Origin of the sequence: Paucibacter sediminis (assembly GCF_030254645.1) — a bacterium.
Taxonomy (GTDB): domain Bacteria; phylum Pseudomonadota; class Gammaproteobacteria; order Burkholderiales; family Burkholderiaceae_C; genus Paucibacter_B; species Paucibacter_B sediminis.
The window spans coordinates 3,224,397-3,247,991 of record NZ_CP116346.1; the positions used below are offsets into that span (position 1 = coordinate 3,224,397).

23 protein-coding genes are annotated in these 23,595 nt (G+C 68.4%); 14 read left to right on the forward strand and 9 right to left on the reverse strand.

Annotated features, from left to right (window positions below):
* Window positions 1-5 precede the first annotated feature (5 nt).
* Entirely contained in the window at window positions 6-887 is an 882-nt protein-coding gene (gene rarD, locus PFX98_RS14945) for an EamA family transporter RarD (RefSeq protein WP_285231291.1), read from the reverse strand.
* Between the two features lie 103 nt (window positions 888-990).
* On the opposite strand from rarD, the gene PFX98_RS14950 reads away from it, so the two are divergent.
* Together PFX98_RS14950 and PFX98_RS14955 are read left to right on the forward strand one after the other, a co-directional pair.
* Window positions 991-1,263, forward strand: coding sequence for a MoaD/ThiS family protein (locus PFX98_RS14950; protein WP_285231292.1), 273 nt, complete (start codon window positions 991-993; stop codon window positions 1,261-1,263).
* Window positions 1,264-1,267: 4 nt separating this feature from the next.
* A complete protein-coding gene (locus tag PFX98_RS14955; protein WP_285231293.1) occupies window positions 1,268-2,362 on the forward strand; it encodes a WD40/YVTN/BNR-like repeat-containing protein in 1,095 nt (364 codons plus the stop codon).
* Here PFX98_RS14955 and PFX98_RS14960 read toward each other — a convergent pair.
* On the reverse strand, window positions 2,341-3,051 hold the full coding sequence (locus PFX98_RS14960) for a pseudouridine synthase (RefSeq protein ID WP_285231294.1): 711 nt from the start codon (window positions 3,049-3,051) through the stop codon (window positions 2,341-2,343). The two genes, PFX98_RS14955 and PFX98_RS14960, sit on opposite strands and share 22 nt — an antisense overlap.
* A gap of 160 nt (window positions 3,052-3,211) precedes the next feature.
* On the opposite strand from PFX98_RS14960, the gene PFX98_RS14965 reads away from it, so the two are divergent.
* The gene (locus tag PFX98_RS14965; RefSeq protein WP_285231295.1) at window positions 3,212-3,604 is read left to right on the forward strand and encodes a hypothetical protein; all 393 of its coding nucleotides are present in this window, start codon (window positions 3,212-3,214) and stop codon (window positions 3,602-3,604) included.
* Here PFX98_RS14965 and PFX98_RS14970 read toward each other — a convergent pair.
* Complete coding sequence (locus PFX98_RS14970; RefSeq protein ID WP_285231296.1) at window positions 3,601-3,999, reverse strand: YchJ family protein; 399 nt, start codon at window positions 3,997-3,999, stop codon at window positions 3,601-3,603. The two genes, PFX98_RS14965 and PFX98_RS14970, sit on opposite strands and share 4 nt — an antisense overlap.
* A gap of 32 nt (window positions 4,000-4,031) precedes the next feature.
* Here PFX98_RS14970 and PFX98_RS14975 point away from each other — a divergent pair, with 32 nt between their 5' ends.
* On the forward strand, window positions 4,032-6,446 hold the full coding sequence (locus PFX98_RS14975) for a UvrD-helicase domain-containing protein (protein ID WP_285231297.1): 2,415 nt from the start codon (window positions 4,032-4,034) through the stop codon (window positions 6,444-6,446).
* A 7-nt stretch (window positions 6,447-6,453) separates the two neighbouring features.
* On the opposite strand, the gene PFX98_RS14980 is transcribed toward PFX98_RS14975, so the two are convergent.
* From PFX98_RS14980 to PFX98_RS15000, 5 genes are all read right to left on the reverse strand, one after another.
* Complete coding sequence (locus PFX98_RS14980) at window positions 6,454-6,663, reverse strand: hypothetical protein (RefSeq protein WP_285231298.1); 210 nt, start codon at window positions 6,661-6,663, stop codon at window positions 6,454-6,456.
* Window positions 6,664-6,729: 66 nt separating this feature from the next.
* Window positions 6,730-8,700 (reverse strand): PhoX family protein, encoded by a 1,971-nt coding sequence (locus tag PFX98_RS14985; protein ID WP_285231299.1) that lies wholly within the window; start codon window positions 8,698-8,700, stop codon window positions 6,730-6,732.
* A 174-nt stretch (window positions 8,701-8,874) separates the two neighbouring features.
* Complete coding sequence (locus tag PFX98_RS14990) at window positions 8,875-9,717, reverse strand: BPSS1780 family membrane protein (protein WP_285231300.1); 843 nt, start codon at window positions 9,715-9,717, stop codon at window positions 8,875-8,877.
* 5 nt (window positions 9,718-9,722) lie between these two features.
* Window positions 9,723-10,694: a homoserine kinase gene (locus PFX98_RS14995; RefSeq protein ID WP_285231301.1), complete on the reverse strand. Its 972-nt coding sequence runs from the start codon at window positions 10,692-10,694 to the stop codon at window positions 9,723-9,725.
* A 43-nt stretch (window positions 10,695-10,737) separates the two neighbouring features.
* Window positions 10,738-11,103, reverse strand: a complete 366-nt coding sequence (locus tag PFX98_RS15000) for a hypothetical protein (RefSeq protein WP_285231302.1) — start codon at window positions 11,101-11,103, stop codon at window positions 10,738-10,740.
* Between the two features lie 35 nt (window positions 11,104-11,138).
* On the opposite strand from PFX98_RS15000, the gene polA reads away from it, so the two are divergent.
* From polA to PFX98_RS15025, 5 genes are read left to right on the forward strand one after another with little or no spacing between them, the layout of a single operon-like run.
* A complete protein-coding gene (polA, locus tag PFX98_RS15005; RefSeq protein ID WP_285231303.1) occupies window positions 11,139-13,913 on the forward strand; it encodes a DNA polymerase I in 2,775 nt (924 codons plus the stop codon).
* 24 nt (window positions 13,914-13,937) lie between these two features.
* Window positions 13,938-15,194 carry a lipoprotein-releasing ABC transporter permease subunit gene (locus PFX98_RS15010; protein WP_285231304.1) on the forward strand — a complete coding sequence of 419 codons (1,257 nt, stop codon included), beginning with the start codon at window positions 13,938-13,940 and terminating at the stop codon, window positions 15,192-15,194.
* On the forward strand, window positions 15,187-15,879 hold the full coding sequence (locus tag PFX98_RS15015; protein WP_285231305.1) for an ABC transporter ATP-binding protein: 693 nt from the start codon (window positions 15,187-15,189) through the stop codon (window positions 15,877-15,879). The genes PFX98_RS15010 and PFX98_RS15015 overlap by 8 nt, the downstream gene beginning before the upstream one ends.
* A gap of 9 nt (window positions 15,880-15,888) precedes the next feature.
* Window positions 15,889-16,749 (forward strand): formyltetrahydrofolate deformylase, encoded by an 861-nt coding sequence (purU, locus tag PFX98_RS15020; protein ID WP_285231306.1) that lies wholly within the window; start codon window positions 15,889-15,891, stop codon window positions 16,747-16,749.
* Complete coding sequence (locus PFX98_RS15025) at window positions 16,749-17,552, forward strand: TatD family hydrolase (protein ID WP_285231307.1); 804 nt, start codon at window positions 16,749-16,751, stop codon at window positions 17,550-17,552. The genes purU and PFX98_RS15025 overlap by 1 nt, the downstream gene beginning before the upstream one ends.
* Before the next feature lie 10 nt (window positions 17,553-17,562).
* On the opposite strand, the gene PFX98_RS15030 is transcribed toward PFX98_RS15025, so the two are convergent.
* Window positions 17,563-18,384 carry a mechanosensitive ion channel family protein gene (locus PFX98_RS15030; RefSeq protein ID WP_285231308.1) on the reverse strand — a complete coding sequence of 274 codons (822 nt, stop codon included), beginning with the start codon at window positions 18,382-18,384 and terminating at the stop codon, window positions 17,563-17,565.
* A gap of 72 nt (window positions 18,385-18,456) precedes the next feature.
* Between PFX98_RS15030 and PFX98_RS15035 the strand changes: the two genes are divergently transcribed.
* From PFX98_RS15035 to PFX98_RS15055, 5 genes are all read left to right on the forward strand, one after another.
* A complete protein-coding gene (locus tag PFX98_RS15035) occupies window positions 18,457-18,930 on the forward strand; it encodes a DNA-deoxyinosine glycosylase (RefSeq protein WP_285231309.1) in 474 nt (157 codons plus the stop codon).
* A 24-nt stretch (window positions 18,931-18,954) separates the two neighbouring features.
* Window positions 18,955-20,376: an amidohydrolase family protein gene (locus PFX98_RS15040; RefSeq protein ID WP_285231310.1), complete on the forward strand. Its 1,422-nt coding sequence runs from the start codon at window positions 18,955-18,957 to the stop codon at window positions 20,374-20,376.
* Window positions 20,373-21,182 carry a class I SAM-dependent methyltransferase gene (locus tag PFX98_RS15045; protein ID WP_285231311.1) on the forward strand — a complete coding sequence of 270 codons (810 nt, stop codon included), beginning with the start codon at window positions 20,373-20,375 and terminating at the stop codon, window positions 21,180-21,182. Before PFX98_RS15040 ends, PFX98_RS15045 begins: the two co-directional genes overlap by 4 nt.
* Window positions 21,179-23,017, forward strand: a complete 1,839-nt coding sequence (gene tfpB / locus PFX98_RS15050; protein WP_285231312.1) for a type IV pilus assembly ATPase TfpB — start codon at window positions 21,179-21,181, stop codon at window positions 23,015-23,017. The genes PFX98_RS15045 and tfpB overlap by 4 nt, the downstream gene beginning before the upstream one ends.
* Before the next feature lie 104 nt (window positions 23,018-23,121).
* Window positions 23,122-23,586: a tripartite tricarboxylate transporter TctB family protein gene (locus tag PFX98_RS15055; protein WP_285231313.1), complete on the forward strand. Its 465-nt coding sequence runs from the start codon at window positions 23,122-23,124 to the stop codon at window positions 23,584-23,586.
* Window positions 23,587-23,595: the final 9 nt, after the last annotated feature.

Sequence of the window (23,595 nt, forward strand, 5' to 3'; positions counted from 1 at the left end):
GCTGCTCAGGCGCGGCGGCTGTTCAGCCAGCCCTCCAGGCTGTAGACCAGCAGCGCCGCCCAGATCAGGCCGAAGCCCACCACCCGGGCCGCGGCAAAGGGCTCGTGGTACAGCCACACGCCCAGCATGAACTGGATGCTGGGCGAGATGTATTGCAAGAGGCCCAGCGTCGTCATCGGGATGCGGCGCGCGCCGGCGGCGAACAGCAGCAGGGGCAGGGCGGTGAGCGGGCCGGCGAACAGCAGCCAAGTGATCATGCCGGCGTCGCCCTGCGCCAGCGCGCTGTCGCCCTGGCTGGTCCACCAACCCAGCGCCGCCGCGGCCACGGGCGTCAGCAGCATGGTCTCGAGGGCCAGGCCTTCCAGCGCGCCCAGGCTGGCCACCTTGCGCAGCAGCCCGTAGATGCCGAAGCTGGCCGCCAGCACCAGGGCCACCCAGGGCAGGCGGCCGGTCTGCAGGGTCAGCCACAGCACGCCGGCCGCCGCCAGACCCACCGCCAGCCATTGCAGGCGGCGCGGCCGCTCGTGCAGGAACACATAGCCCAGCGCCACATTCACCAGCGGGTTGATGAAGTAGCCCAGGCTGGCGTCCAGCACATGGTCGTGCTGCACCGCCCACACATAGGTCAACCAGTTGGCCGAGAGCAGCAAGGCCGAGAGCGCAAACGCGCCCAGCACCTTGGGCTGGCGCAGCAGCGGGCCCAGCCAGGCCCAGCGTTTCAGGACCGCCAGCACGATCAGCATGAAGACCATGCACCAGACCGTGCGGTGCGCCACCACCTCCAGGGAGGGCACGCCGGCCAGTTGCTTGAAATAGAGCGGGAACAGGCCCCAGGCCGCGTAGGCGAGGGCGGCGTAGATGACGCCTTTAGAGGAATCGCGATTCATTGCCCGCATTGTCCCCATGCCGGGCCAGGCCTGCCGGCCAAGGGTCATGGCCGGGAAATCCTGTGTGCGGCGTGCGCCCCCCGCCGGTGCTTAAATGAGTGCCATGCCCCGCATTGTCTTCACCCCGCAGCTGCGCCGCCTGCTTGGCGAGGTGCCTGATTTTGACGCCGGCGCCCTGGTGCTGCGCGAGGCGCTGGCACAGGCCTTTGCCGCGCAGCCGCGCTTGCGCAGTTATGTGCTTGACGATCAGGGGCATGTGCGCGCCAATGTGGCGATCTTTGTGGATGGTCGTCGCCTGCACGATCGCGTGCGCTTGAGCGATGCGCTGCGGCCCGACAGCGTCGTCCATGTCCTGCAAGCCCTGTCCGGAGGATGAACTCATGAGCCTGAATGCCTGGGTCGCGACCCGCAAGGGTCTGTTCGAGATCGCGCATCGCGGCAGCGCCGGCTGGCAGATCGTCGGCCACAGCTTTGTGGGCGATCCGGTCAGCATGGTGCTGCCCGGCTCCGACCATGGGCAGTTCGACGGCCGCATGTTCGCCGCGCTGAACCTGGGCCACTTCGGCGTCAAGCTGCAGGCCTCGGACGACGAGGGCAAGACCTGGCGCGAGCTGCCGGCGCCGGTCTATCCGCCCCAGCCCGAGGGCGGGGATGCGGCTCAGGGGCCGGCCTGGAAGCTGCAGCAGATCTGGTCGCTGGCGCGCAGCCCCGCGGCGCTGTGGGCCGGCACCCTGCCGGGCGGGCTGTTCAAGAGCGTGGACGGTGGCGAGAGCTGGGCCTTGGTGGAGAGCCTCTGGCAGCGCCCCGAGCGCCTGGGCTGGTTCGGTGGCGGCTACGACGCGCCGGGCATCCATTCGATCTGCCCGCATCCCAGCCAGCCGGGCGAACTGCTGCTGGGCATCAGCTGCGGCGGTGCCTGGCACAGCGCCGACGAGGGTGCCAGCTGGGCGCTGCGCGCCAAGGGCATGCGCGCCGACTTCATGCCGCCCGATCAGCAGCAGCTTGAAAACATCCAGGACCCGCACCGCATCGTGCGCTGCGAGGCCGCCCCCGAGGTGCTCTGGTGCCAGCATCACAACGGCATCTGGCGCAGCAGCGACAACGGCCTGAGCTGGCAGGAGCTGAAGGCGCCGCTGTCCAGCTTCGGTTTTGCGGTGGCCGCGCATCCGCTGGACCCGCTCACCGCCTGGTTCGTCCCGGCGGTGAAGGACGAGCGCCGCATCCCGGTGGATGGCGCCCTGGTGGTGAACCGCACCCGCGACGGTGGCCAGACCTGGCAGACCCTGCGCATGGGCCTGCCGCAGCAGCATTGCTACGACCTGGTCTACCGCCATGGCCTGGCGGTGGACGAGAACGGCAGACATCTGCTGATGGGCAGCACCACCGGCGGGCTGTGGGCCAGCGACGATGGCGGCGACAGCTGGGCCACCGTGTCGCTCAATCTGCCGCCGATCTACGCCGTGCAGTTCGGCTGAAGCCGTCCCCACTCTGGCCCCAGCGGCGCCTCGATGCGCAACAGCCGGCCCGTGATTGGGTGGGGCAGCTCCAGCGTCAGCGCATGCAGCCACAGGCGCTGCAGACTCAGGTGGGCCGCCACCGCGCGGTTCAAGGGCCCCTTGCCGTGGGTGGCGTCGCCGATGATGGGGTGGGCGATGTGCTTGAAATGGCGGCGGATCTGGTGGCGGCGGCCGCTCTGCGGGCTTGCCTCCAGCAGCGCAAAGCGGCTGCTGGCGTGGCGCGGGTCGGTCTGCAGCGGCCATTCCAGGCGGCGCAGGCAGGCCCAGTCGGTGCGCGCCTCCAGCAAGACCTGGCCCTGCGAAGGCAGCTCGGGATCCTTGGCCAGCGCATGGGTGATGCTGCCGGCGTCGGCGCCGGGCCAGCCGCGCACCAGGGCCCGGTAGCGCTTGTGCACCAGGCCCTGCTCGAAGGCCTGGGCCGCCAGGCTGGCGCTGTCCGCATCGAGCGCGAACAGCAGCACGCCCGAGGTGCCCTTGTCCAGGCGGTGCACCGGCCAGACATGGCGGCCGAGCTGGTCGCGCAGCAATTGCAGCGCGAAGACCTCCTCGCGCGCATCCAGGGCACTGCGATGCACCAGCAGGCCGGCGGGTTTGGCGATGGCGACGAGCTGCTCGTCGGCATGGAGAATGGGTAACAAGCGGTTCATGGGCGGGTGCTGCCGGCCCCCTTGTTCGCGGGGCGCTGTGGCGTGGATGCCCCATTCCATGGGGCTTTCCCCACTTTGGGGGGCTTCAGGGTTGTCCCTGGGTTCTCAACAATCCTGTCATGCGTTGTGGCCATCATCACGCACATCAGGAGTCTTCCTCATGCCCCAGGTCTTTCACGTTGGATACCGCTCCCCCTTGGTCTCGGCCCTGGCCTGGGGCCTGATGCTGGCGGGCCTGTTCGGCATGGCCAGCGCGGGCTGGGGGCTGTGGCTGGGGCATTGGCTGGCCTTGGCGCTGCTGCTCTGGTCCGCGGCCGCGGCACTGGGAGGCCAGGCCCTGCTGCGGCGCCTGGAATGGGGCCGCCGCCTCAGCGCCCTGCTGCTGACCAGCCTGATGCCGGCCATGCTGCTGGGCATGTCGCTGGGCACATGGGCTGCCGACTGGCCGCGCGCGAGCCTGCTGTTGGGTCTGCTGGCCTTGGCCCTCTGTGCCGCACTGGTGTGGCTGCTGGCACGCCTGAACTCGCGCATGGTGTGCCAGGAATTCGCCTAGGCGATCTCTCCGTCAAGGTAATACCAGGCACCCCGCTCGCGCACGAAGCGACTGGTCTCGTGCAGGCGCTGGGCGCGGCCGCCGAGCTTGCTGCGCGCCACGAACTCCACGGTGGCATGGTCGGCGTCCTGCTGCCGGTGGCGCTTCACGTCCAGCCCCAGCCACTTCAGGCCGGGCTCGTTGCCCTCCAATGACACCGGACGCTGGCTGGGGTGCCAGCTGGCCAGCAGATAGTCGCGCAGCTCCCGTACATAGGCGCTGTAGCGCGAGCGCATCAGGGCCTCGGCCGTGGGCGCGCTGAGCTCGCCGCTTGCCGCAAAACGCTGGTGGATGGCGCCGCAGCAGGCGTCGTAGGGCTTGCCGCTGCCGCAGGGGCAAGAAAGGTCGTTCTTCATGGCGACATGATGCCAGTCCCTAAAATGCGCAGATGAGTCAGCCCCCCTTCGAAGACGATCTGTTCACGCCCCCCACCACGGGTTTGCTGAAGAACCTCAACCCCGAGCAACACGCCGCCGTCACCCTGGGCCAGGAGCCCGCGCTGATCCTGGCCGGCGCCGGCTCGGGCAAGACCCGGGTGCTGACCACGCGCATCGCCTGGCTGATGAGCCAGGGCCTGGTGGCGCCTGGCGGGGTGATGGCCGTGACCTTCACCAACAAGGCCGCCAAGGAAATGGTGACCCGCCTCACCGCGATGCTGCCGGTGAATGTGCGGGGCATGTGGATAGGCACCTTCCACGGCCTGTGCAACCGCTTCCTGCGCGCGCATTGGAAGCTGGCCGGCCTGCCGCAGGGCTTCCAGATCCTGGACGCGAGCGATTCGGTCTCTGCCGTCAAGCGCGTCATCAAGGCCATGAAGCTGGACGAAGAGCGCTTCGTGCCCAAGCAGGTGAGCTGGTTCATTGCCGGTGCCAAGGAGGACGGCCTGCGCGCCAAGGACATCGAGCAGCGCGATGAGCAGTCGCGCACCATGGTGGCGATCTACCAGGCCTACCAGGACCAATGCGAGCGCGAGGGCGTGGTGGACTTCGCCGAGCTGATGCTGCGCACCTACGAGCTGTTGCGCGACCACGCCGAGCTGCGCGCGCATTACCAGCAGCGCTTCAAGTACATCCTGGTGGACGAGTTCCAGGACACCAACAAGCTGCAATACGCCTGGCTGAAGATGTTCGCGCCGCCGGGCGCGGGCCAGGGCGTGTTCGCGGTGGGCGACGACGACCAGAGCATCTACGCCTTCCGCGGCGCGCGCGTCGGCAATATGGCCGATTTCGAGCGCGAGTACCGCGTCAGAAAGGTGGTCAAGCTGGAGCAGAACTACCGCAGCTTCGGCAACATCCTGGACGCCGCCAACGAGCTCATCAGCCGCAACAGCCACCGCCTGGGCAAGAACCTGCGCACCGAGATGGGCCCCGGCGAGCCGGTGCGGGTGAACGAATCGGCCAGCGATTTCGCCGAGGCGCAATGGCTGCTTGAGGAGGCCCAGGCCCTGCATCGCCAGGGCATGCCGCGCCAGGAGATCGCCATCCTCTACCGCAGCAATGCGCAGTCGCGCGTGCTGGAGTCGGCGCTCTTCAATGCCGGCATCCCGTATCGCGTCTATGGCGGCCTGCGCTTCTTCGAGCGTGCCGAGGTCAAGCATGCGCTGGCCTATCTGCGCCTGATCGAGAACGCCAACGACGACACCAGCTTTCTGCGCGTGGTGAACTTCCCGGCGCGCGGCATCGGCGCGCGCACCATCGAGCTGCTGCAGGACGCCGCGCGCGTCAGCGGCCGCAGCCTCTACCAGAGCGTGGGCGCGGTGGCGGGCAAGGGCGGCAGCAACCTGGCCGGCTTTGTGAGCCTGGTCGAGTCCATGCGCAACCTCACGCAAGGCCTGACCCTGCGCGAGATCATCTCGCAGATGCTCGAGAGCTCGGGCCTGGCCGAGTTCTACCGCAACGACAAGGACGGCGCCGAGCGCCTGGAGAACCTGGACGAGTTGATCAACGCCGCCGAGGCCTTCGTCACCCAGGAGGGCTTCGGCAAGGACGCCGTGGCCCTGCCCGTCGACGAACTCGCGCCGGGCGCCATCGCCGAGGGCCTGCCCAATGCGGTGGCCGCCGCGGCGGTGACGCCGGATGCCGAGACCGGCGAGATCATGTCGCCGCTGGCGGCCTTCCTGACGCATGCCTCGCTGGAGGCCGGCGACAACCAGGCCCAGGCGGGCCAGGACGCGATCCAGCTCATGACGGTGCATTCGGCCAAGGGCCTGGAGTTCGACGCCGTCTTCATCACCGGCCTGGAAGAGGGCCTGTTCCCGCACGAGAACTCGCTCGCCGACGGCGACGGCCTGGAGGAAGAGCGGCGCCTGATGTATGTGGCGATCACGCGCGCGCGCCAGCGCCTCTACCTGAGCTTCAGCCAGACCCGCATGCTGCACGGGCAGACGCGCTACAACGTGAAGAGCCGCTTCCTCGAGGAACTGCCCGAGGCCGCGCTCAAATGGCTGACGCCGCGCAACCAGGGCTTCGGCTCGGGCTTTGCGCGCGAGTATCAGAGCGCCTGGGAGCGCGGCTCCGGCCTCAAGTCCATGGTGGGCGCGGGCCGTGTCGAGACATCAACAGCAGCCAGGGCGCCCTATGTGCCGCCGGTGCCGCAGACCATGAAGCAGGCGGCGGCGCAGAAGGTCGGCAACGAGTATGGCGGCCTGCGCGTCGGCAAGGGCGTGTTCCACAACAAGTTCGGCGAGGGCGTGCTGGTGACGCTGGAAGGCAGCGGCCAGGATGCGCGCGCGCAAGTCAACTTCGGCCGCCACGGCATGAAGTGGCTGGCGCTGGCGGTGGCCAAGCTGACGCCGATCGATTGATCGATCGCTACTTGGCGGGCGCTGGCTCGCCGCCCGTCACCACGTCCACGGTCTTTTCAACCACCTTGCCGGTGACCTTGACCCCGGTGGTGACCACGGTGGAAGCCACTGAGACCGTGGTGCTCACCACCGTGCCGGCCACGCTGACGACGGCGCAGCCGCTCAATGCCAGGCATGCGGCGAGGCCTGTGGCGGCAATGGCGAGCGGGGCTTTCATGGTCGGTGCAGCGAATGACAAACGGGCGCCCATTATGGGCGCCCGTCGTATGTCGCGGGTGCAGCTTTACAGCTTGTTGAGCTTCACGCTGGTGGCCTCGGCGGTCAGGTAACCGACGGCGGCGCCGAAGCGGTCCTTGTAGTTGGCGCGCACCAGCGGGTCCAGCGTGGCCTGCACCTTGGCGTGCAGGGTGGCGCTCCAGTCGCCGGGATGCTGGAAGTTGCTGGTGATATAGGTCCAGCCATTCAGATCGTCCACCACGCCCAGGCCGGTGGCCTCGGCGCCCGAGGGCATGGAGGCCAGGCGGCTCAGCGTCTTGGTGTCGACGTTGTAGGCCCACACGAAGTTGTTGACGTGGTAGCTGCTGTCCTCACCGATGAAGAGGGTGCGCAGCTTTTCCGAGAACTTGAGGTTGTCGGGCGCGCCGATCTTGTCGGGGTTGGCCAGATTGCCCAGCGCGTCGGCAGCGATGTCCTCGCCCACCAGCAGGGTCTTGGTCAGCGAGGGCACCCAGTCGCTCGCGATGGCGGCGCCGGCCGTATCCTTCTGGCCCGCGCTCAGGGTGTGGGCCAGCACGCCGCCGGCGTTGAGCGCCTTGTCCAGCGTGATGCCATAGGCCTCATTCCAGGCGGCATTGCCCTTGACCATGGAGCTCTGCATGTTCTGCAGCGCCGAGTAGGCGATCTTGTCCTTGATGTTGACCGTCGTGCCTTCCATCTTGGTGAAGGCCATGGTGCCGCCCATCAGGGCCGCGTAGCGGTGCGTCTCCAGGAAGGCGGCGGCCTTTTCCATGCCGGGCTTGAGCTTGACCCATTGCTGCTTGCCGCCCAGATAGATCTTGCTGAAGGAGGCGTCCTTGGGGTCGGTGGTCGAGACCTCCATGATGTCGGTGGGCTTGAGCGTGTCGGCCAGCTTTTCGATCTCGGCGCTGGTGGCGGCGCCGAGCTTGATCCAGCTCAGCGGCGCACCGGCGGCGGCCGGGTCGAGGGAGAAGCCGGCGCCGAACTTGGCCACGTAGAGGCTGCCGGCGGCGAGGTCCTTCTCCTTGTCGGCCACGAACATGAAGAAGCCGCCGTTGGTGGCGTCGTCGCCCATGATGGCCGTGCGGTTGTCGGGCATCACCTGGATCAGCTCGTGCGAGATGCGGCCCAGGCAGTAGTGCTTCTTGATCGTGCCGGTGCCGTCGGGATTGACGCTGACCTCGGGCAGGTGGCCGTAGTGGTAGGGGTTGGCCTTGCTCTCGTCGCCGAAGGTGTTCTTGCTGAAGGCCTTGAACATCGTGTTGGCGGCGATCGTGAAGGCGTCGGGCTCGTACTCTTCGCTGGAGAGATGGGTGCCCCAGGGCGAGAGGCTGGAGCCGCAGGTGATCCACAGGCCATGGGCCGAGGAGGTGTCGACGTTGTGGTACTTCACCAGGCTCAGCTTGCCGGTGGCCTGGTCCTGGTCCAGCGTCAGCACGGCGATGGGCGAGGGCAGCTTGCCATACATATCGGTCTTGCCGTCCTGCGCCCAGGTGGTGTATTCGAACTGCACCACCGCGAACACCGGCTTGCCCTTGATGCCCGTCACCGAGGCGTTAGGCAGGCTCAAGAGCGAGGTGCCGTCGGGCGAGTCGGAGAAGAACTGGCGCTCCTTGCCGGCCACCGTGGTGTCGATGATGGGCTTGTTGTTGATGTCGAAGTAGGCGCCGGCCTGCACGGTGCCGCCCTTGCCGTCCGGCACCAGGTCGCCGGTCAGGAAGAAGGCCTGGTAGGCCAGCTTGAAGCTCTGCTTGCTGCCGTCGCTGAGGGTCACGTCCAGGCTGGAGGCCACCAGGGTCTTGGCCATGTCGGCCGGCACCGCCAGGCTGGGGGCGGCCATGGCGGCGAAGCTGGCCGAGCTGAAGATCACCGGCGCGGGCGTGGGCGCCGGCGTGTCGTCATCGCCACCACCGCAGGCGCTCAGGCTGGCGGCAGCAAGGCCGCCCAGGGGCAGCATCAGCGGAGTGCCCAGGAACTTCAGGGCCTGGCGGCGGGTGGGATGGGTAGGCTTGGACATGGTCTGGCTTCCGGTTCTAAGGTCGTCAACTGAATGCCGGAGCACAGGGCCCCGGCCGCGGCGCGACTGTAGGAACTCGGTATGTCAGGACGATGAATGCGCTCGCCAAGAAAAACGGCCCCGGGGTTGCCGGGGCCGTCGGAGGTGGGAAGCAGCGCGAGGCGCGGGGGAGGCTCAGCGCTTCTCGCTGAGCAGATCGCGCGGTGCGCCGAACATGAAGCAGTCGACGAAGGTGAAGTACAGCGAGCTGTAGAACATGGTCGAGAGCATCAGGCCGGCCGGCAGCATCAGCATCGGCAGCAGCTTGCCCAGGCCCAGCAGCGACAGCACCAGGGTCAGCAGCGAGCTGAAACCCAGTGCCAGGCCGCCCCAGCATGCCGCGCTGAGCGCGAAGGCGGTCTTGTTGCGCCACACGCCCAGGGTGCTGGAGAACAGCGCCTGCAGCGCGCCCTGGCCGCCCCAGTGCACCAGGGCCGGCGCGTGCCAGAAGGGAATCGAGAGCAGGGTGGCCAGACCCAGGCGCGTCACCGCGCCCCACAGCAGGCGCGGCTCGGCCAGCGCGGCCTCCAGCGCGGCCTCGTCCACATCGCCGCCCTTGCCCAGCAGCTCCTGCAGGGCGGCAAAGCTGCCGCCATCGACCCAGTCGCTGAAGAACATGATGGCCACGGTGGCCAGCGCATAGGCGGCGCCCAGCGTGAGCTGGGTGCGGCGGCGTTCCGGCGTCAGCTGCAGCGGCGCGACGAACACCGCCACGGTGGGGGTCTGCGCCTGCAGCACCTGGTGGGTGGCCAGCATGAAGCCCAGCGACACCAGCGGCAGCGTGGCCAGCAGCAGCAGCGGGCCCAGCGCCGGGACCAGCATCAGCGCAAAGCCCAGGAACATGAAGATGCCGAACAGGCCGGTGAGCGCCAGCGGCTTGCGCTGGAACACCTTCAGGCCATGCCGCACCCACAGCGCGCCGTTGCGCGCCGGCACGGTTTGCAGATGCAGGATCATCGAAGACGAAGAAGCACTCAAGGTTATCAATCCTTCAAGGCGTGCCAGGGCTCGGCAATGCGCGCGCGCAGTACCCGCTCGAAATGCGTCGGGTCATGGGGCTTGAGCAGGGCGGCGTCGCGCGGCAGGTGGAAGTCCCACAGGCGCGAGATCCAGAAGCGCAGCGCCGCTGCACGCAGCATGCCCGGCAACAGGCGGTGCTCGGCGCCGCTCAGCGGCCGCACGCTCTCGTAGGCGTTCACGAAGGCCTGGGCGCGCTGCTCGTCGAGGCGGCCGCTGGCCAGATCGATGCACCAGTCGTTGATGCAGACCGAGAGGTCGAACAGGAAGCTGTCGACGCCGGCGAAGTAGAAATCGAAGAAGCCACTCAGGCGCTCGCGGCCGGGCAGGCCGTCGAACATGACGTTGTCGCGGAACAGGTCGGCATGGATGGGGCCGCGCGGCAGCTCGGCAACTTCGGCGGAGGCGGCCAGCGCGTTCTGGAAGCTCAGCTCGGCGCCTATCAGCTCGGCTTGGGGCGCGTCCAGATAGGGCAGTACCACCGGCACGGTCTCGCGCCACCAGGCCAGGCCGCGCAGATTGGCCTGTTGCAGCGGGAAGTCCTGACCCGCCAGATGCATGCGCGCCAGACCCGCGCCCACCTGCTCGCAATGGAACAGGTCGGGCGCCAGCTGGTGGCCGCCGCGCAGGCGGTTCACCACCGCGGCCGGCTTGCCCTGGATGCTGTGCAGGATCTCGCCCGTGGCGTCGGCCTGCGGGTCGGGCACGGCCACGCCCTTGCGCGCCAGATGCTGCATCAGGCGCAGATAGAAGGGCAGTTGCTCGAAGGACAGGCGCTCGAACACCGTCAGCACATAGTCGCCGCGCTCGCTGCTGACGAAGTAATTGGTGTTCTCGATGCCGGCGGTGATGCCGCGCAGCGAGCTGAGGGTGCCCAGGTCCAGACGGCTCAGCAGGGCTTGCGCCTCGGCCTGCGTGACTTCGGTGAATACAGCCATGAAGGAGAAAGAAATAGGTGTGAGCCGCGCGGCGCGCGGGGGCTCAGAAATCCAGCAGGCGCCAGACGCGCTGCCCGGCGGCGCCGCGCGTCGAGCCCGGGCCTTGCGACAGATCGCGGCTGCCATCGCCCATCAGGATCTCGTAGGCGGGGGCCTTGCTGCCCTTGTTGTGCACCGTCACCTGGCGGGTCTGGCCGCGCTCGCGCAGCTCTTCCACGCGCACCGCGTCGTCTTCGATCACGCTGCGTTCGACCTTGGCATCGGGGGCCGGCTCGGCATGGGGCGCGGTGGCGCCCAGCGACAACAGCAGACCAAGCATCACGATACGGCAAGCCTCATGGGGTGCGCTGCGCCGTCCCTGGCTGTGGAAGGGACGCTCGGCGGTCTCGTGTGAATGCGCGGTGCTCATGCGGGGATTCTAGAGCCTGCGTGACAATGCCTCCCATGAGCGACAAACCCATCCTGCTGCTGGTCGACGGTTCCAGCTTCCTCTACCGTGCCTACCACGCCCTGCCCGATCTGCGCGGCCCCGAGGGCCAGCCCACCGGGGCGGTGCACGGCCTGGTGGCGATGATGAAGAAACTGCGCGAGGATGTGGGCGCCGAGCACGCGGCCTGCGTCTTCGATGCCAAGGGCCCGACCTTCCGCGACGAGTGGTACCCCGAATACAAGGCCCAGCGCGCCCCCATGCCCGATGCGCTGCGTGAGCAGATCGCGCCGATCCACGAGGTGGTGAAGCTGCTGGGCTGGCCGGTGCTGGAAGTGCCCGGCATCGAGGCCGACGACGCCATCGGCACGCTTGCCAGGCTGGGTGCCGAGAGCGGCCACCGCGTGGTGATCGCCACCGGCGACAAGGATCTGGCGCAGTTGGTGAATCCCGATGTCAGCCTCGTCAACACCATGAGCAAGCCGCCCGAGCGCCTCGACGAGGCCGGCGTGCTGGCCAAGTTCGGCGTGGCGCCGGATCGCATCATCGATTACCTCAGCCTGATGGGCGATACCGTGGACAACGTGCCCGGCGTGGAGAAGGTGGGCCCCAAGACCGCTGCCAAATGGATTGCCGAATACGGCTCGCTGGACGGCGTGATCGCCAGCGCCGACCAGATCAAGGGCGTGGCCGGCGAGAACCTGCGCAAGGCCCTGGACTGGCTGCCGATGGGCCGCAAGCTCGTCACCGTGGTGCTGGATTGCGATCTGAGCGGCCATGTGCCCGGCTGGCCGGCGCTGGACGCGCTGGCGTTGAAGGCGGTGGACCAGGCTGCGCTGCAGGATTTTTACAAGCGCTACGGCTTCAAGACCTGGCTGCGCGAGCTGGAGGGTGGGGCGGCCGCTGCCGCCAAGCCCGCGCCGCTCGTTCAGAGCATGCAGGGCACGCAGGACATGTTTGCCGACGCGCCGCCGGCGGCTGCCGTCGACAAGCGCTACGACACGGTGCTGAACTGGGAACAGTTCGACGCCTGGCTGGCACGCTTGAACGCCGCCGCGCTGACCGCGCTCGATACCGAGACCGACAGCCTGGACGGCATGCAGGCGCACATCGTCGGCCTGTCTTTCAGCGTCAAGCCCGGCGAGGCCTGCTACATCCCCTTGCGCCATGCCGGGCCGGACGCGCCCGCGCAGCTGCCGCTGGACGAGGTGCTGGCGCGGCTGAGGCCCTGGTTCGAGGATGCCGGCAAGAAGAAGCTGGGCCAGAACATCAAGTACGACACCCATGTGCTGGCCAACCACGGCATCGCGGTGGCCGGCTATGCGCACGACACCATGCTGCAGAGCTATGTGCTGGAGGCGCACAAGACCCATGGCCTGGGCGCCCTGGGCGAGCGCTATCTGGGCCGCGCCGGCCTGAGCTACGAGGACCTGTGCGGCAAGGGCGTGCACCAGATCCCCTTTGCCCAGGTGGACGTGGCCAAGGCCGCCGAATACAGCAGCGAAGACTCGGACATGTGCTTGCAGGTGCACGAGCTGCTGGCGCCGAAGCTGCAGGCCGAGGCCGGGCTGAGCTACGTCTACGAGCAGATCGAGATGCCCGTCTCGGCCCTGCTGGCGCGCATCGAGCGCAACGGCGTGCTGATCGATGCCGCGCGCCTGCAGGCGCAGAGCCATGAGCTGGCGCAGCGCCTGGTGCTGATCGAGCAGGAGGCCTACACGATCGCCGGCCAGCCCTTCAATATGGGCAGCCCCAAGCAGATCGGCGAGATCCTCTTTACCAAGCTGGGCCTGCCGGTGGTGAAGAAGACCGCCACCGGCGCACCCTCCACCGACGAGGAGGTGCTGGACAAGCTGGCGGCCGACTATCCGCTGCCGGCCAAGATCCTCGAGTACCGGGGCCTGGCCAAGCTCAAGAGCACCTATACCGACAAGCTGCCGCTGATGGTCAACGCCCAGACCGGCCGCGTGCATACCAACTATGCGCAGGCGGTGGCGGTGACGGGCCGGCTCTCCAGCAACGACCCGAATCTGCAGAACATCCCCATCCGCACCGCCGAGGGCCGGCGCGTGCGCGAGGCCTTTGTGGCGCCGGCCGGGCATCACATCGTGAGCGCCGACTATTCGCAGATCGAGCTGCGCATCATGGCCCATATCAGCGAGGACCCGGGCCTGCTGCGCGCCTTCGGCGAGGGCATGGACGTGCACCGCGCCACCGCCAGCGAGGTGTTCGGCACCCCGGTGAATGAGGTCACGACCGAGCAGCGCCGCTATGCCAAGACCATCAACTTCGGCCTCATCTACGGTATGGGTGCCTTCGGCCTGGCCCAGTCGCTGGGCATCGAGCAGAAGGCCGCCAAGGACTATATCGACCGCTACTTCACCCGCTTTGCCGGCGTGAAGCGCTATATGGACGACACCAAGGCGCGCGCCGCCGAGCTGGGTTATGTCGAGACCCTGTTCGGCCGCCGCATCTATCTGCCCGAGATCAAGGGCGGCAACGGCCCGCGCAAGGCCGGTGCCGAGCGCCAGTCGATCAACGCGCCCATGCAGGGCACGGCTGCCGACCTGATCAAGCTCGCCATGATCGCGGTGCAGGCGGCGCTGGACCAACAGGGCAAGCAGACCCGCATCGTCATGCAGGTGCACGACGAGCTGGTGTTCGAGGTGCCCGATGCCGAGCTGGACTGGGTGAAGGCCCAGGTGCCGGCGCTGATGGCCGGCGTGGCCCGGCTCAAGGTGCCGCTGCTGGCCGAGGTGGGCGTGGGCAGCAACTGGGACGAGGCGCACTGACCCGTCAGTTAGCATCCGCCCTCTATGAACTGGCCTTATGAACTGCAAGTCGGCTGGCGCTACACCCGCGCCGGCCGCGGCGGGCGGCGCAACCGCTTCATCTCCTTCATCTCCGGCGTCTCGGTGCTGGGCATCGCCCTGGGCGTGGCGGCGCTGATCATCGTGCTCTCGGTGATGAACGGCTTCCAGAAGGAGGTGCGCGACCGCATGCTGTCGGTGATCTCGCATGTGGAGCTGCTCTCCTACCAGGGCGAAGGCCTGGCCGACTGGCAGGCCACCGCGGCGAAGGCGCGCGAGAACCCGGCCGTGGTGGCGGCGGCGCCCTTTGTGGCCTCGCAGGTGCTGATCGCGCGTGGCGAGGACATGCGCGGCGCCATCGTGCGCGGCATCTCGCCGGCCGAGGAGGCCAGCGTCACCCCACTGGCGGCGCAGCTCAAGGATGGCGCGCTGGCGCGCCTGAAGCCCGGCGCCTGGGGCATCGTGCTGGGCATCGAGCTGGCGCGCCAGCTGGGCGTGGCCGAGGGCGACAAGATCACCGTGGTGGCGCCCAGCGGCGATGTCTCGCCGGTGGGCGTGACGCCGCGGCTGAAGACCTTCACCCTGGTCGGCGTTTTCAACGCCGGCCACTACGAGTACGACAGCGGCATGGCGTTGATCCATGTGGCCGATGCCGCCAAGTTCTTCAAGGTGGCCGGGCCCACCGGCGTGCAGCTGAAGCTGCGCGATGTGCACGAGGCCCGCCAGGTGGCCGACCAGCTCGCGCGCAGCATGGGCCCCGAGATCCGCGTGCGCGACTGGACCCGCACCAATGCCAACTGGTACGACGCGGTGCAGGTCGAGAAGCGCATGATGGGCATCATCCTGACCCTGATCGTCGCGGTGGCGGCCTTCAACCTGGTCTCCACCCTGGTGATGACGGTCACCGACAAGCAGGCCGACATCGCCATCCTGCGCACCCTGGGTGCCAGCCCGCGCTCCATCATGAGCATCTTCATGGTGCAGGGTGCGGCCTCGGGCGTGATCGGCACGCTCTCGGGCGTGGGCCTGGGTCTGCTGGTGGCCTTCAATCTGGACGTGATCGTGCCGGCCATCGAGCGCCTGCTCAACACCCAGTTCCTGCCCGGCAGCATCTACATGATCACCCGCATGCCCAGCGATCCGCAGTCGGGCGATATCGTGCCCATCGCCATCACCTCCCTGATCCTGGCCTTCCTGGCCACGCTCTACCCCAGCTGGCGCGCCAGCCGCGTGCAACCCGCGGAGGCGCTGCGTTATGAATGAGCCGAGCATCGTGCTGCAGGGGCTGGGGCTGGGGAAGCGCTTCAGCGAGGGCGGCCTGAACGTGCAGGTGCTGGCGGGTGTGGACCTGACGGTGCGGCGTGGCCAGACCCTGGCCATCGTCGGCGCCTCGGGTTCGGGCAAGAGCACCTTGCTGCACCTGCTGGGCGGGCTGGACCAGCCCAGCGCCGGCCGCGTCAGCCTGATGGGGCAGGACCTGGCGGGCCTGAGCGAGACCGCGCGCGGCGAGTGGCGCAACCAGCATCTGGGCTTTGTCTACCAGTTCCACCACCTGCTGCCCGAGTTCAGCGCGGTGGACAACGTCGCAATGCCGCTGCGCATCCGCCGCATGCCGCTGGGTCAGGCGCGCGAGGTGGCCGCGGCGATGCTGGCGCGCGTGGGACTGGGGGCACGCGTGGCGCACCGGCCCGGCGAGCTCTCGGGTGGCGAGCGCCAGCGCGTGGCGATTGCGCGCGCCCTGGTCACCAAGCCGGCCTGCGTGCTGGCCGACGAGCCCACCGGCAATCTGGACCGCGGCACCGCGCAGGCGGTGTTCGAGCTGATGCTGGCGATGGCGCGCGAGCAGGGCACCGCCTTTGTGATGGTGACCCACGACCAGGGCCTGGCGGCCCAATGTGAAACCCGTTTGAACCTGGCCGGCGGGCTTGCCACCGCGGCGCTGCAGTAGCATCCGCGCATGACCACCCGCTTCATCCTCAAGCTCAGCTGCCCCGACCAGCCCGGCATCGTGCACACCGTCACCGGCTTTCTGCTGGAGCAGGGCGGCAACATCCTCACCTCGGCCCAGCATGGCGACGCGGCGCACCAGCGCTTCTTCATGCGCATCGAGTTCGAATGCGCCCGCCCGGTGGAGGCCCAGGCGCTGCGCCAGGCCTTTGCCGGCCATGCCGAGCGCCTGCAGATGGACTGGGAGCTGGTGGCCAGCGCCGCCAAGACGCGCGTGCTGCTGCTGGTCTCCAAGCTGGGCCATTGCCTCAACGACCTGCTGTTCCGCGTGCAGACCAACCATCTGCCGATCGAGATCCCGGCCATCGTCTCCAACCACCGCGACTTCTACCAACTCGCGGCCTCGCACAACATCCCGTTTCACCACTTCCCGCTGCTCAACGCCAGCGAGGAGCAGAAGCAGGCCCAGGAGCGCAAGATCCGCGAGGTGATCGAGGAGAACCGCATCGACCTGGTGGTGCTGGCGCGCTATATGCAGATCCTCTCGCCCGCGCTGTGCGAGTACCTCTCGGGCCGGGCCATCAACATCCACCACAGCTTCCTGCCCAGCTTCAAGGGCGCCAAGCCCTATCACCAGGCGCATGAGCGCGGCGTCAAGCTGATCGGCGCCACCGCCCATTACGTCACCTCGCACCTGGACGAGGGCCCCATCATCGAGCAGGAGGTGGCGCGCATCGACCACAGCATGCCGCCCGAGCAATTGGTGGCGATCGGCCGCGACGTGGAATGCGTGACCCTGGCCCGCGCGATCCAATGGCATGCCGAGCACCGCGTGCTGATGAATGGCAATCGCACGGTGGTGTTCCGCTAGTGTGGATCGACAGCCACTGCCATCTGGACGCGCCGGAGTTCGACGCGGATCGTGAGGCGGTGGTGGCGCGCGCAAGGGCGGCGGGCGTGGCGCAGATCGTGATTCCGGCCGTAGCGGCCGCGAACTTCGAGAGCGTGCGCGACCTTGCCCACCAGCACGACTATGTCTACGCGCTGGGCATCCATCCCCTGTATGTGATGCGGGCCGGCGAGCAAGACCTGGCCCTGTTGGCCGAGGCGCTGGAGCAGCATCATGGCGACCCTCGCCTGGTGGCGGTGGGCGAGATCGGGCTGGACTTCTTTGTGCCCGGCATCGACGTCCAGCGCCAGCAGCATTTCTATCTGGAGCAGTTGAAGCTGGCGCGGCGCTTCGAGCTGCCGGTCATTCTGCATGTGCGGCGCAGCGCCGATCAGCTGTTGGCCGGCCTGCGACGCGTTGGCGTGCGCGGCGGCATTGCCCATGCGTTCAACGGCAGCGCCCAGCAGGCGGCGGCCTTTGTCGAACTGTGCTTCAAGCTGGGCTTTGGCGGCACGCTGACCTTTGATCGCTCCCTGCAGATCCGCCGCTTGGCGGCCGAGCTGTCCGAGCAGGCCCTGGTGCTGGAAACCGATGCACCGGACATCCCGCCGCATTGGCTCTACAAGACGATCGAGCAACGCGCCGCCGGCGATAGCGCACGCAACGAGCCGGCCGAGCTGCCGCGCATTGCGCAGAGCCTGGCGGCGCTGCGCGGCTGGACGCCGGCCCAGACCGCGGCCATCACCAGCGCGAATGTGCGCGCGGCCTTGCCGCGTCTGACCTAGCGCGCCTGCCTTAGCGATTCCGCGGCGTGATCGGCGTCTCCGGCACCGGATAGCCGGCCGCGCCAAAGGTCGCCACCACCGCCTTGTGGGTGTCGAAGTAGACCTGCCAGTAGTGGTCGGTGTGGGCGTAGGGGCGCACGCACAGCAGCGGGCCCTCGGGGGTGAAGCTCATGATCTCGATGTCGGGGGCCGGTGTGGCCTTGACGTTCGGGATCGCGGCCACGGCGCTGCGCAGGCGCGCGATCGCGTCCAGCGGGTCCACCGAGTTGGCCACCTTGGCCACGCAATCGACGCGGCGATGCGGCAGGGTGGAGAAGTTCTGGATCGTGTCCGAGAAGATCTTGTTGTTGCCGACGATGGTCTGCACATTGTCCGGCGTGGTCACGGTGGTGCCGAACAGGCCGATCTCGGTGACGGTGCCGACCACGCCGCCCACCTGCACGAAGTCGCCCACCTTGAAGGGGCGCAGCACCTGCATGAAGACGCCGGCGGCGAAATGGGTCAGCAGGCCGCCCCAGGCGGTGCCGATCGCCAGGCCCGCGCCGGCCAGCAGGGCGGCAAACGAGGTGGTCTGGATGCCGAAGATGTCCAGGATCGCCAGCACCAGCACGATGTTCAGGAGCACCGTGAGGATGGAGCGCAGATAGGTGGAGAGCGTGGAGTCGATGCGCTTGCCGCGCTCCAGCGCGGCCGTGAAGACGCGCACCAGCAGATTGATCAGCCAGCGGCCCACCACCCAGGCGGCCAGGGCCGCCAGGATCTTGAGCCCGAAGTCGGCCCCCTGGGTGCTGAGAAAATGCCAGATGGCTTCGGTATTTGCGGCGGTATTCATTTGCAGAAAACTCCCTTTGAAAGAAATGAGACGCTGGCTCCGATTGCACGGGCAGGCGAGGGCCCGCGTCTAGTGGGTTTGGCCCCTATCTGGACGCCGTCGGCGCGCCTGCTGCTGCTGGGCAGCTTCCCCAGTGTCGCCTCGTTGCAGGCGCAGCAGTATTACGGCCACCCACGCAACCAGTTCTGGCGCCTGCTCGGTGACGTGCTGGGCGAGGATCTGGCCGGCCTGGCCTACGCGGCGCGGCTCGAGCGGCTGCGCGCGCGCCAGGTCGCGCTGTGGGACGTGATCACCGAGACCGAGCGCGAGGGCAGCCTCGACAGCAGCATCCGCGAGCCGCGGACCAGCGACCTGAGCGCCTTGCTGGCCGAGCTGCCGCGGCTCGAGACGATTGGCTTCAATGGCGGCACGGCCGCGCGTTTGGGGCTGCGTCAGCTGGGGGCGAGCCGCGCACGCTGGCGCGTGTTGAACCTGCCCTCGTCGAGCCCGGCCTACACGATGGCCTACGATGACAAGCTGAAGGCCTGGCGCGCGCTGGGCGACTGAGAAAGTAGTTCCGAGATGTTGCCGATGAAGAAATTGCTGGTGGCCGCGCTGGCGGCCTGGGCGGGGCAGGCCGGCGCCGCGCCGCAGAAGGTCGACCTGGTCCTGCGCGACGCCACCGTCGTCGACGTGGCGGGCGGCCGCCTGCTGCGGGGCCAGGCGGTGGTCACGCGCGGCGACCGCATCGTCGCCGTCGTCGACCAGCGCCGGCTCGGCGCCTACAAGGCAGGCCGCACGCTGAGCCTGAAGGGGCGCTACCTGATTCCCGGGCTGTGGGACAACCATGTGCATTTCGGCGGTGGCACCGAGCTGATCGACGAGAACAAGCAGCTGCTGCCCCTGTACCTGGCCCATGGCATCACGACCGTGCGCGACTGCGCCGGCGACCTCAGCGACACCGTGCTGCAGTGGCGCGACGAGATCGCCGCCAGGACGCTGCTGGGGCCGACGATCCTGGCCTCGGGCGCCAAGCTCGAGGGCTACAAGCCGCTCTGGAAGGGCACGCAGGAGGTGGGCACGCCCGAAGAGGTGGGCCAGGCGCTGGACCGGCTGAAGGCGGCCAAGGCCGACTTCGTCAAGATCACCGAGAACACGATGCGCGCCGACATCTACCTCGACGCGCTGCGCCAGGCGAGGGCGCGCGGCCTGCCGAGCTCGGCCCACCTGCATGCGCAGGTGACGCTGGACCAGGCGGCGGAGGCGGGCCTGGGCACGGTCGAGCACATGCCCTACCTGCTGCGCGCGGCCACGCCGCGCGAGGCCGAGCTGACGGCCCAGGTCGTCAGCGGCGCGATCACCGGCCGCGCGGCGGCCGAGCAGAGCCTGGCCACGTTCGACGAGGCGACCGCGCGCGCCGCCTTCCGCCGCCTGGCCGCGCGCGGCACGGCCGTCGTGCCGACGCTGTCGGTGATCCGCATCACCGCCTATCTGGACGAGGACGACCACGCGCGCGACAGCTACCTGCAGTACATCGGCCCGAAGCTGCGCCAGACCTACGACTGGCGCGTCAAGCGCGCGGCGCTGGACGGCCCCGAGGCAATTGCCTACCGGCATGCCAACTACGAGAAGGCGGCCGCGCTGCTGCCGCTGCTGGCGCAGGAGGGTGTGGCCATCGTCGCCGGCACCGACGCCGGCTTCCTGAACTCCTTCGACTACCCGGGCCAGGCGCTGCACGACGAGCTGGCCCTTTATGTGAAGAACGGCCTGACGCCGCAGCAGGCGCTGGCGTCGTCGCTGATCGCCGGGCCGCGCTTTCTCGGCAAACTCGAACAGCATGGTGCGCTGGCCGCCGGCAAGGTGGCCGACATCGTCGTACTGCGCGCCAATCCGCTGGCCGACATCGCGGCGACGCGCCAGATCGAGGCCGTCGTCACGCAGGGCCGGCTGCTCGACCGCCGCCGGCTCGACGCGATGCTGGCCGCGGTGCGCGAATGGGTGGCCAAGCAATGAGCGGCAAGCTGAAGACGGGCAAGAGCGCCCGCACCTGGACGCCGGCCACGCTGAGCGAATTCGACGGCGTACGCTTTCTGCACCTGGACAGCATCTGGGTGCAGGGCGCCATGCGCATCCGCAAGCCCCAGGCCCTGGAGCTGGAATATGTGCAGCGCATGATGGCCTGGATGCTGTGGCGCGACAGCGCCGAGCTGCGCCAGGGCCATGCGGTGCAGCTGGGCCTGGGCGCCGCCGCGATCACGCGCTTCTGCCACAAGGTGCTGCGCATGCGCACCAGCGCGGTGGAGATCAACCCGACGGTGATCTCGGCCTGCCGCGCCTGGTTCCACCTGCCCGAGGACGACGCGCGCCTGACCGTCTACAACGAGGACGCCGCGCGCTGGGTGACCGAGCCTGAGCGCCTGCAGACCGTGCAGGTGCTGAATGTGGATCTCTACGACCACGACGCCGCCTCGCCGGTGCTGGACGACGAGGCCTTCTACGCGCATTGCCGCGGCCTGCTGGCCGACGGCGGGCTGATGACGGTGAACCTGTTCGGCCGCGATGCCAGCTTTGCGCGCAGCGCGGCGCGCATTGCCAAGGTGTTCGGCAGCAACCAGGTGTGGAGCCTGGCGCCCACCAAGGAGGGCAATACCATCGTGGTGGCGGCGCGCGGCGTGCAGGTGCCGGAGCGCGAGGAACTCGAGCGCCGAGCGGCTACCATCGAGTCGCAGTACGACTTGCCGGCGCGCAAATGGCTGCGCCTGGTGAGGCCGCTGCCCCTGTCCATCATCAACCAGCTCGTGGCCGAGCCCCAGACATGAACAGCAGCAAGCACACCAGCAGCAAGAGCGGCAGCGACTCGGTCCCGGCCGGCCCGGCCGCCACGGGCGCTGCGGCGGCCCCGCCGGCCGGGCGTCTGGAGTGGCGCAAGCTGCTGCACTGGCTGCGCGAGGACGGCGTGATCGACGAGGCCCAGGTGCTGCGCACCGAGCAGCGCTTCGCGGCGGGCGACAGCTCCCTGCATCCGCTGGTGCGCCTGGGCCATGCGGGGCTGACGCGGGTGGCCAATGGCAAGCCGCTGGATGTGGATGCCCTCTCCGAGTGGCTGGCCACGCACCTGAAGCTGCCCTATCTGCGCATCGACCCGCTCAAGGTGGACGTGGGCCGCATCGCCGATGTGATGTCGGTGGGCTATGCCGAGGCCAAGCGCTGCCTGCCGGTGATGGTGGGCCTGACGGACGTGACCATCGCCACCTCCGAACCCTTCGACACCGCCTGGGTGGCGCAGATCGAATCGCACACGCGCAAGAGCATCAAGCTGGTGATCGCCAGCCCGCTGGAGATCGCGCGCTACACCACCGAGTTCTTCACGCTGGCGCGCTCGGTGCGTGCCGCCACCAAGACCGGCGAGGTCACCCAGGTCTCCAGCTTCGAGCAGCTGGTGGAGCTGGGCCGCAGCAACAAGCAGCTGGATGCCAATGACCAGGGCGTGGTGCAGGTGGTGGACTGGCTGTGGCAATACGCCTTCGACCAGCGCGCCAGCGATATCCACCTCGAGCCGCGCCGCGAGATGGGCGTGATCCGCTTTCGCATCGACGGCGTGCTGCACACCGTCTACCAGCTGCCGCCCTCGGTGATGAGCGCGATGACCTCGCGCATCAAGCTGCTGGGCCGCATGGACGTGGTGGAGCGCCGCCGCCCGCTGGATGGCCGTATCAAGACGCGCAACCCCGCCGGCGACGAAGTGGAAATGCGGCTCTCGACCCTGCCCACCGCCTTCGGCGAGAAGATGGTGATGCGCATCTTCGACCCCGATACCGCCGTCAAGGACCTCGACCAGCTCGGCTTCACCGCCCACGACGCGGAGCGCTGGAACCGCCTCACCGCCCAGCCCCACGGCATCATCCTGGTGACCGGCCCGACCGGCAGCGGCAAGACCAGCACCCTGTACTCGACGCTCAAGCGCCTGGCCACCGAGGAGGTGAACGTCTGCACCGTGGAGGACCCGATCGAGATGATCGAGCCGGCCTTCAACCAGACCCAGGTACAGACGGCGCTGGACTTCGGCTTTGCCGAGGGCCTGCGTGCGCTGATGCGGCAGGACCCGGACATCATCATGGTGGGCGAGATCCGCGATCTGGAGACGGCCGAGATGGCGATCCAGGCCTCGCTGACCGGCCACCTGGTGTTCAGCACCCTGCACACCAACGATGCCGTCTCGGCCATCACCCGCCTCACCGACCTGGGCGTGCCCAGCTACCTGATCAATGCCACCGTGATCGGCGTGCTGGCGCAGCGCCTGGTGCGCACCCTGTGCGTGCATTGCAAGAAGCCCGATCCGGCGGTGACGCGCGACAGCCTCAACGACATGCTCAAGCATTGGCGCATGAATGGCGGCGTCAAACCCTACCAGCCGGTGGGCTGCCTGGAATGCCGCAACACCGGATTCCGCGGCCGCGCCGGCCTGTACGAGCTGCTGACCCTCAGCGAGGGGGTGAAAGCGCATCTGCATCCGGTCACCGACACCTCGGCGATGCGCCGGGTGGCGGTGCAGGAGGGCCTGCGCCCGCTGCGCCTGGCCGGTGCGATGAAGGTGGCCGAGGGCATGACCACGCTGGACGAGGTGCTGCGCAGCACCCCGCAGTGGGAAGGCTAATAGGAAGGCTGACAGGCTGTTTCTCCTTACGTGGAAACCACACAGGGCGGGGCACCCCCGCTGCCTAGAATCGCGCGTCAAAGATATCGACGCGAGGATTCGCTATGAAGATCAAGAGCCAGAGAGACTTCTGGTCGGGGCTGATGTTCTTGCTGGTGGGCATTGCCTTCGCCTGGGGGTCCACCGAATACAGCTTTGGCTCCTCGGCCCGCCCCGGCCCCGGTTACTTCCCCTTCGGCCTGGGGGTGCTGCTGGCCCTGCTGGGCGCGCTGGTGCTGTTCAAGGCCTTGACGATCGAATCGGCCGGTGGCGATCCGATCGGCAGCATTGCCTGGAAGCCGCTGCTGCTGATCGTCGGCGCGATCCTGATGTTCGGCTTGGCGCTGCCCAAGCTGGGCCTGGTGGCGACGCTGCCGCTGCTGATCTTCGTGTCGGCCCTGGCCGGTGACGAGTTCCACTGGAAGGATGCGCTGCTCAACAGCGTGATCCTGACGATAGGCAGCTGGGTCGTCTTTATCTGGGGTTTGAAACTGGTGATCCCCGTGTGGCCCACCTTCCTGGTCAACTGAGGAGCGCGC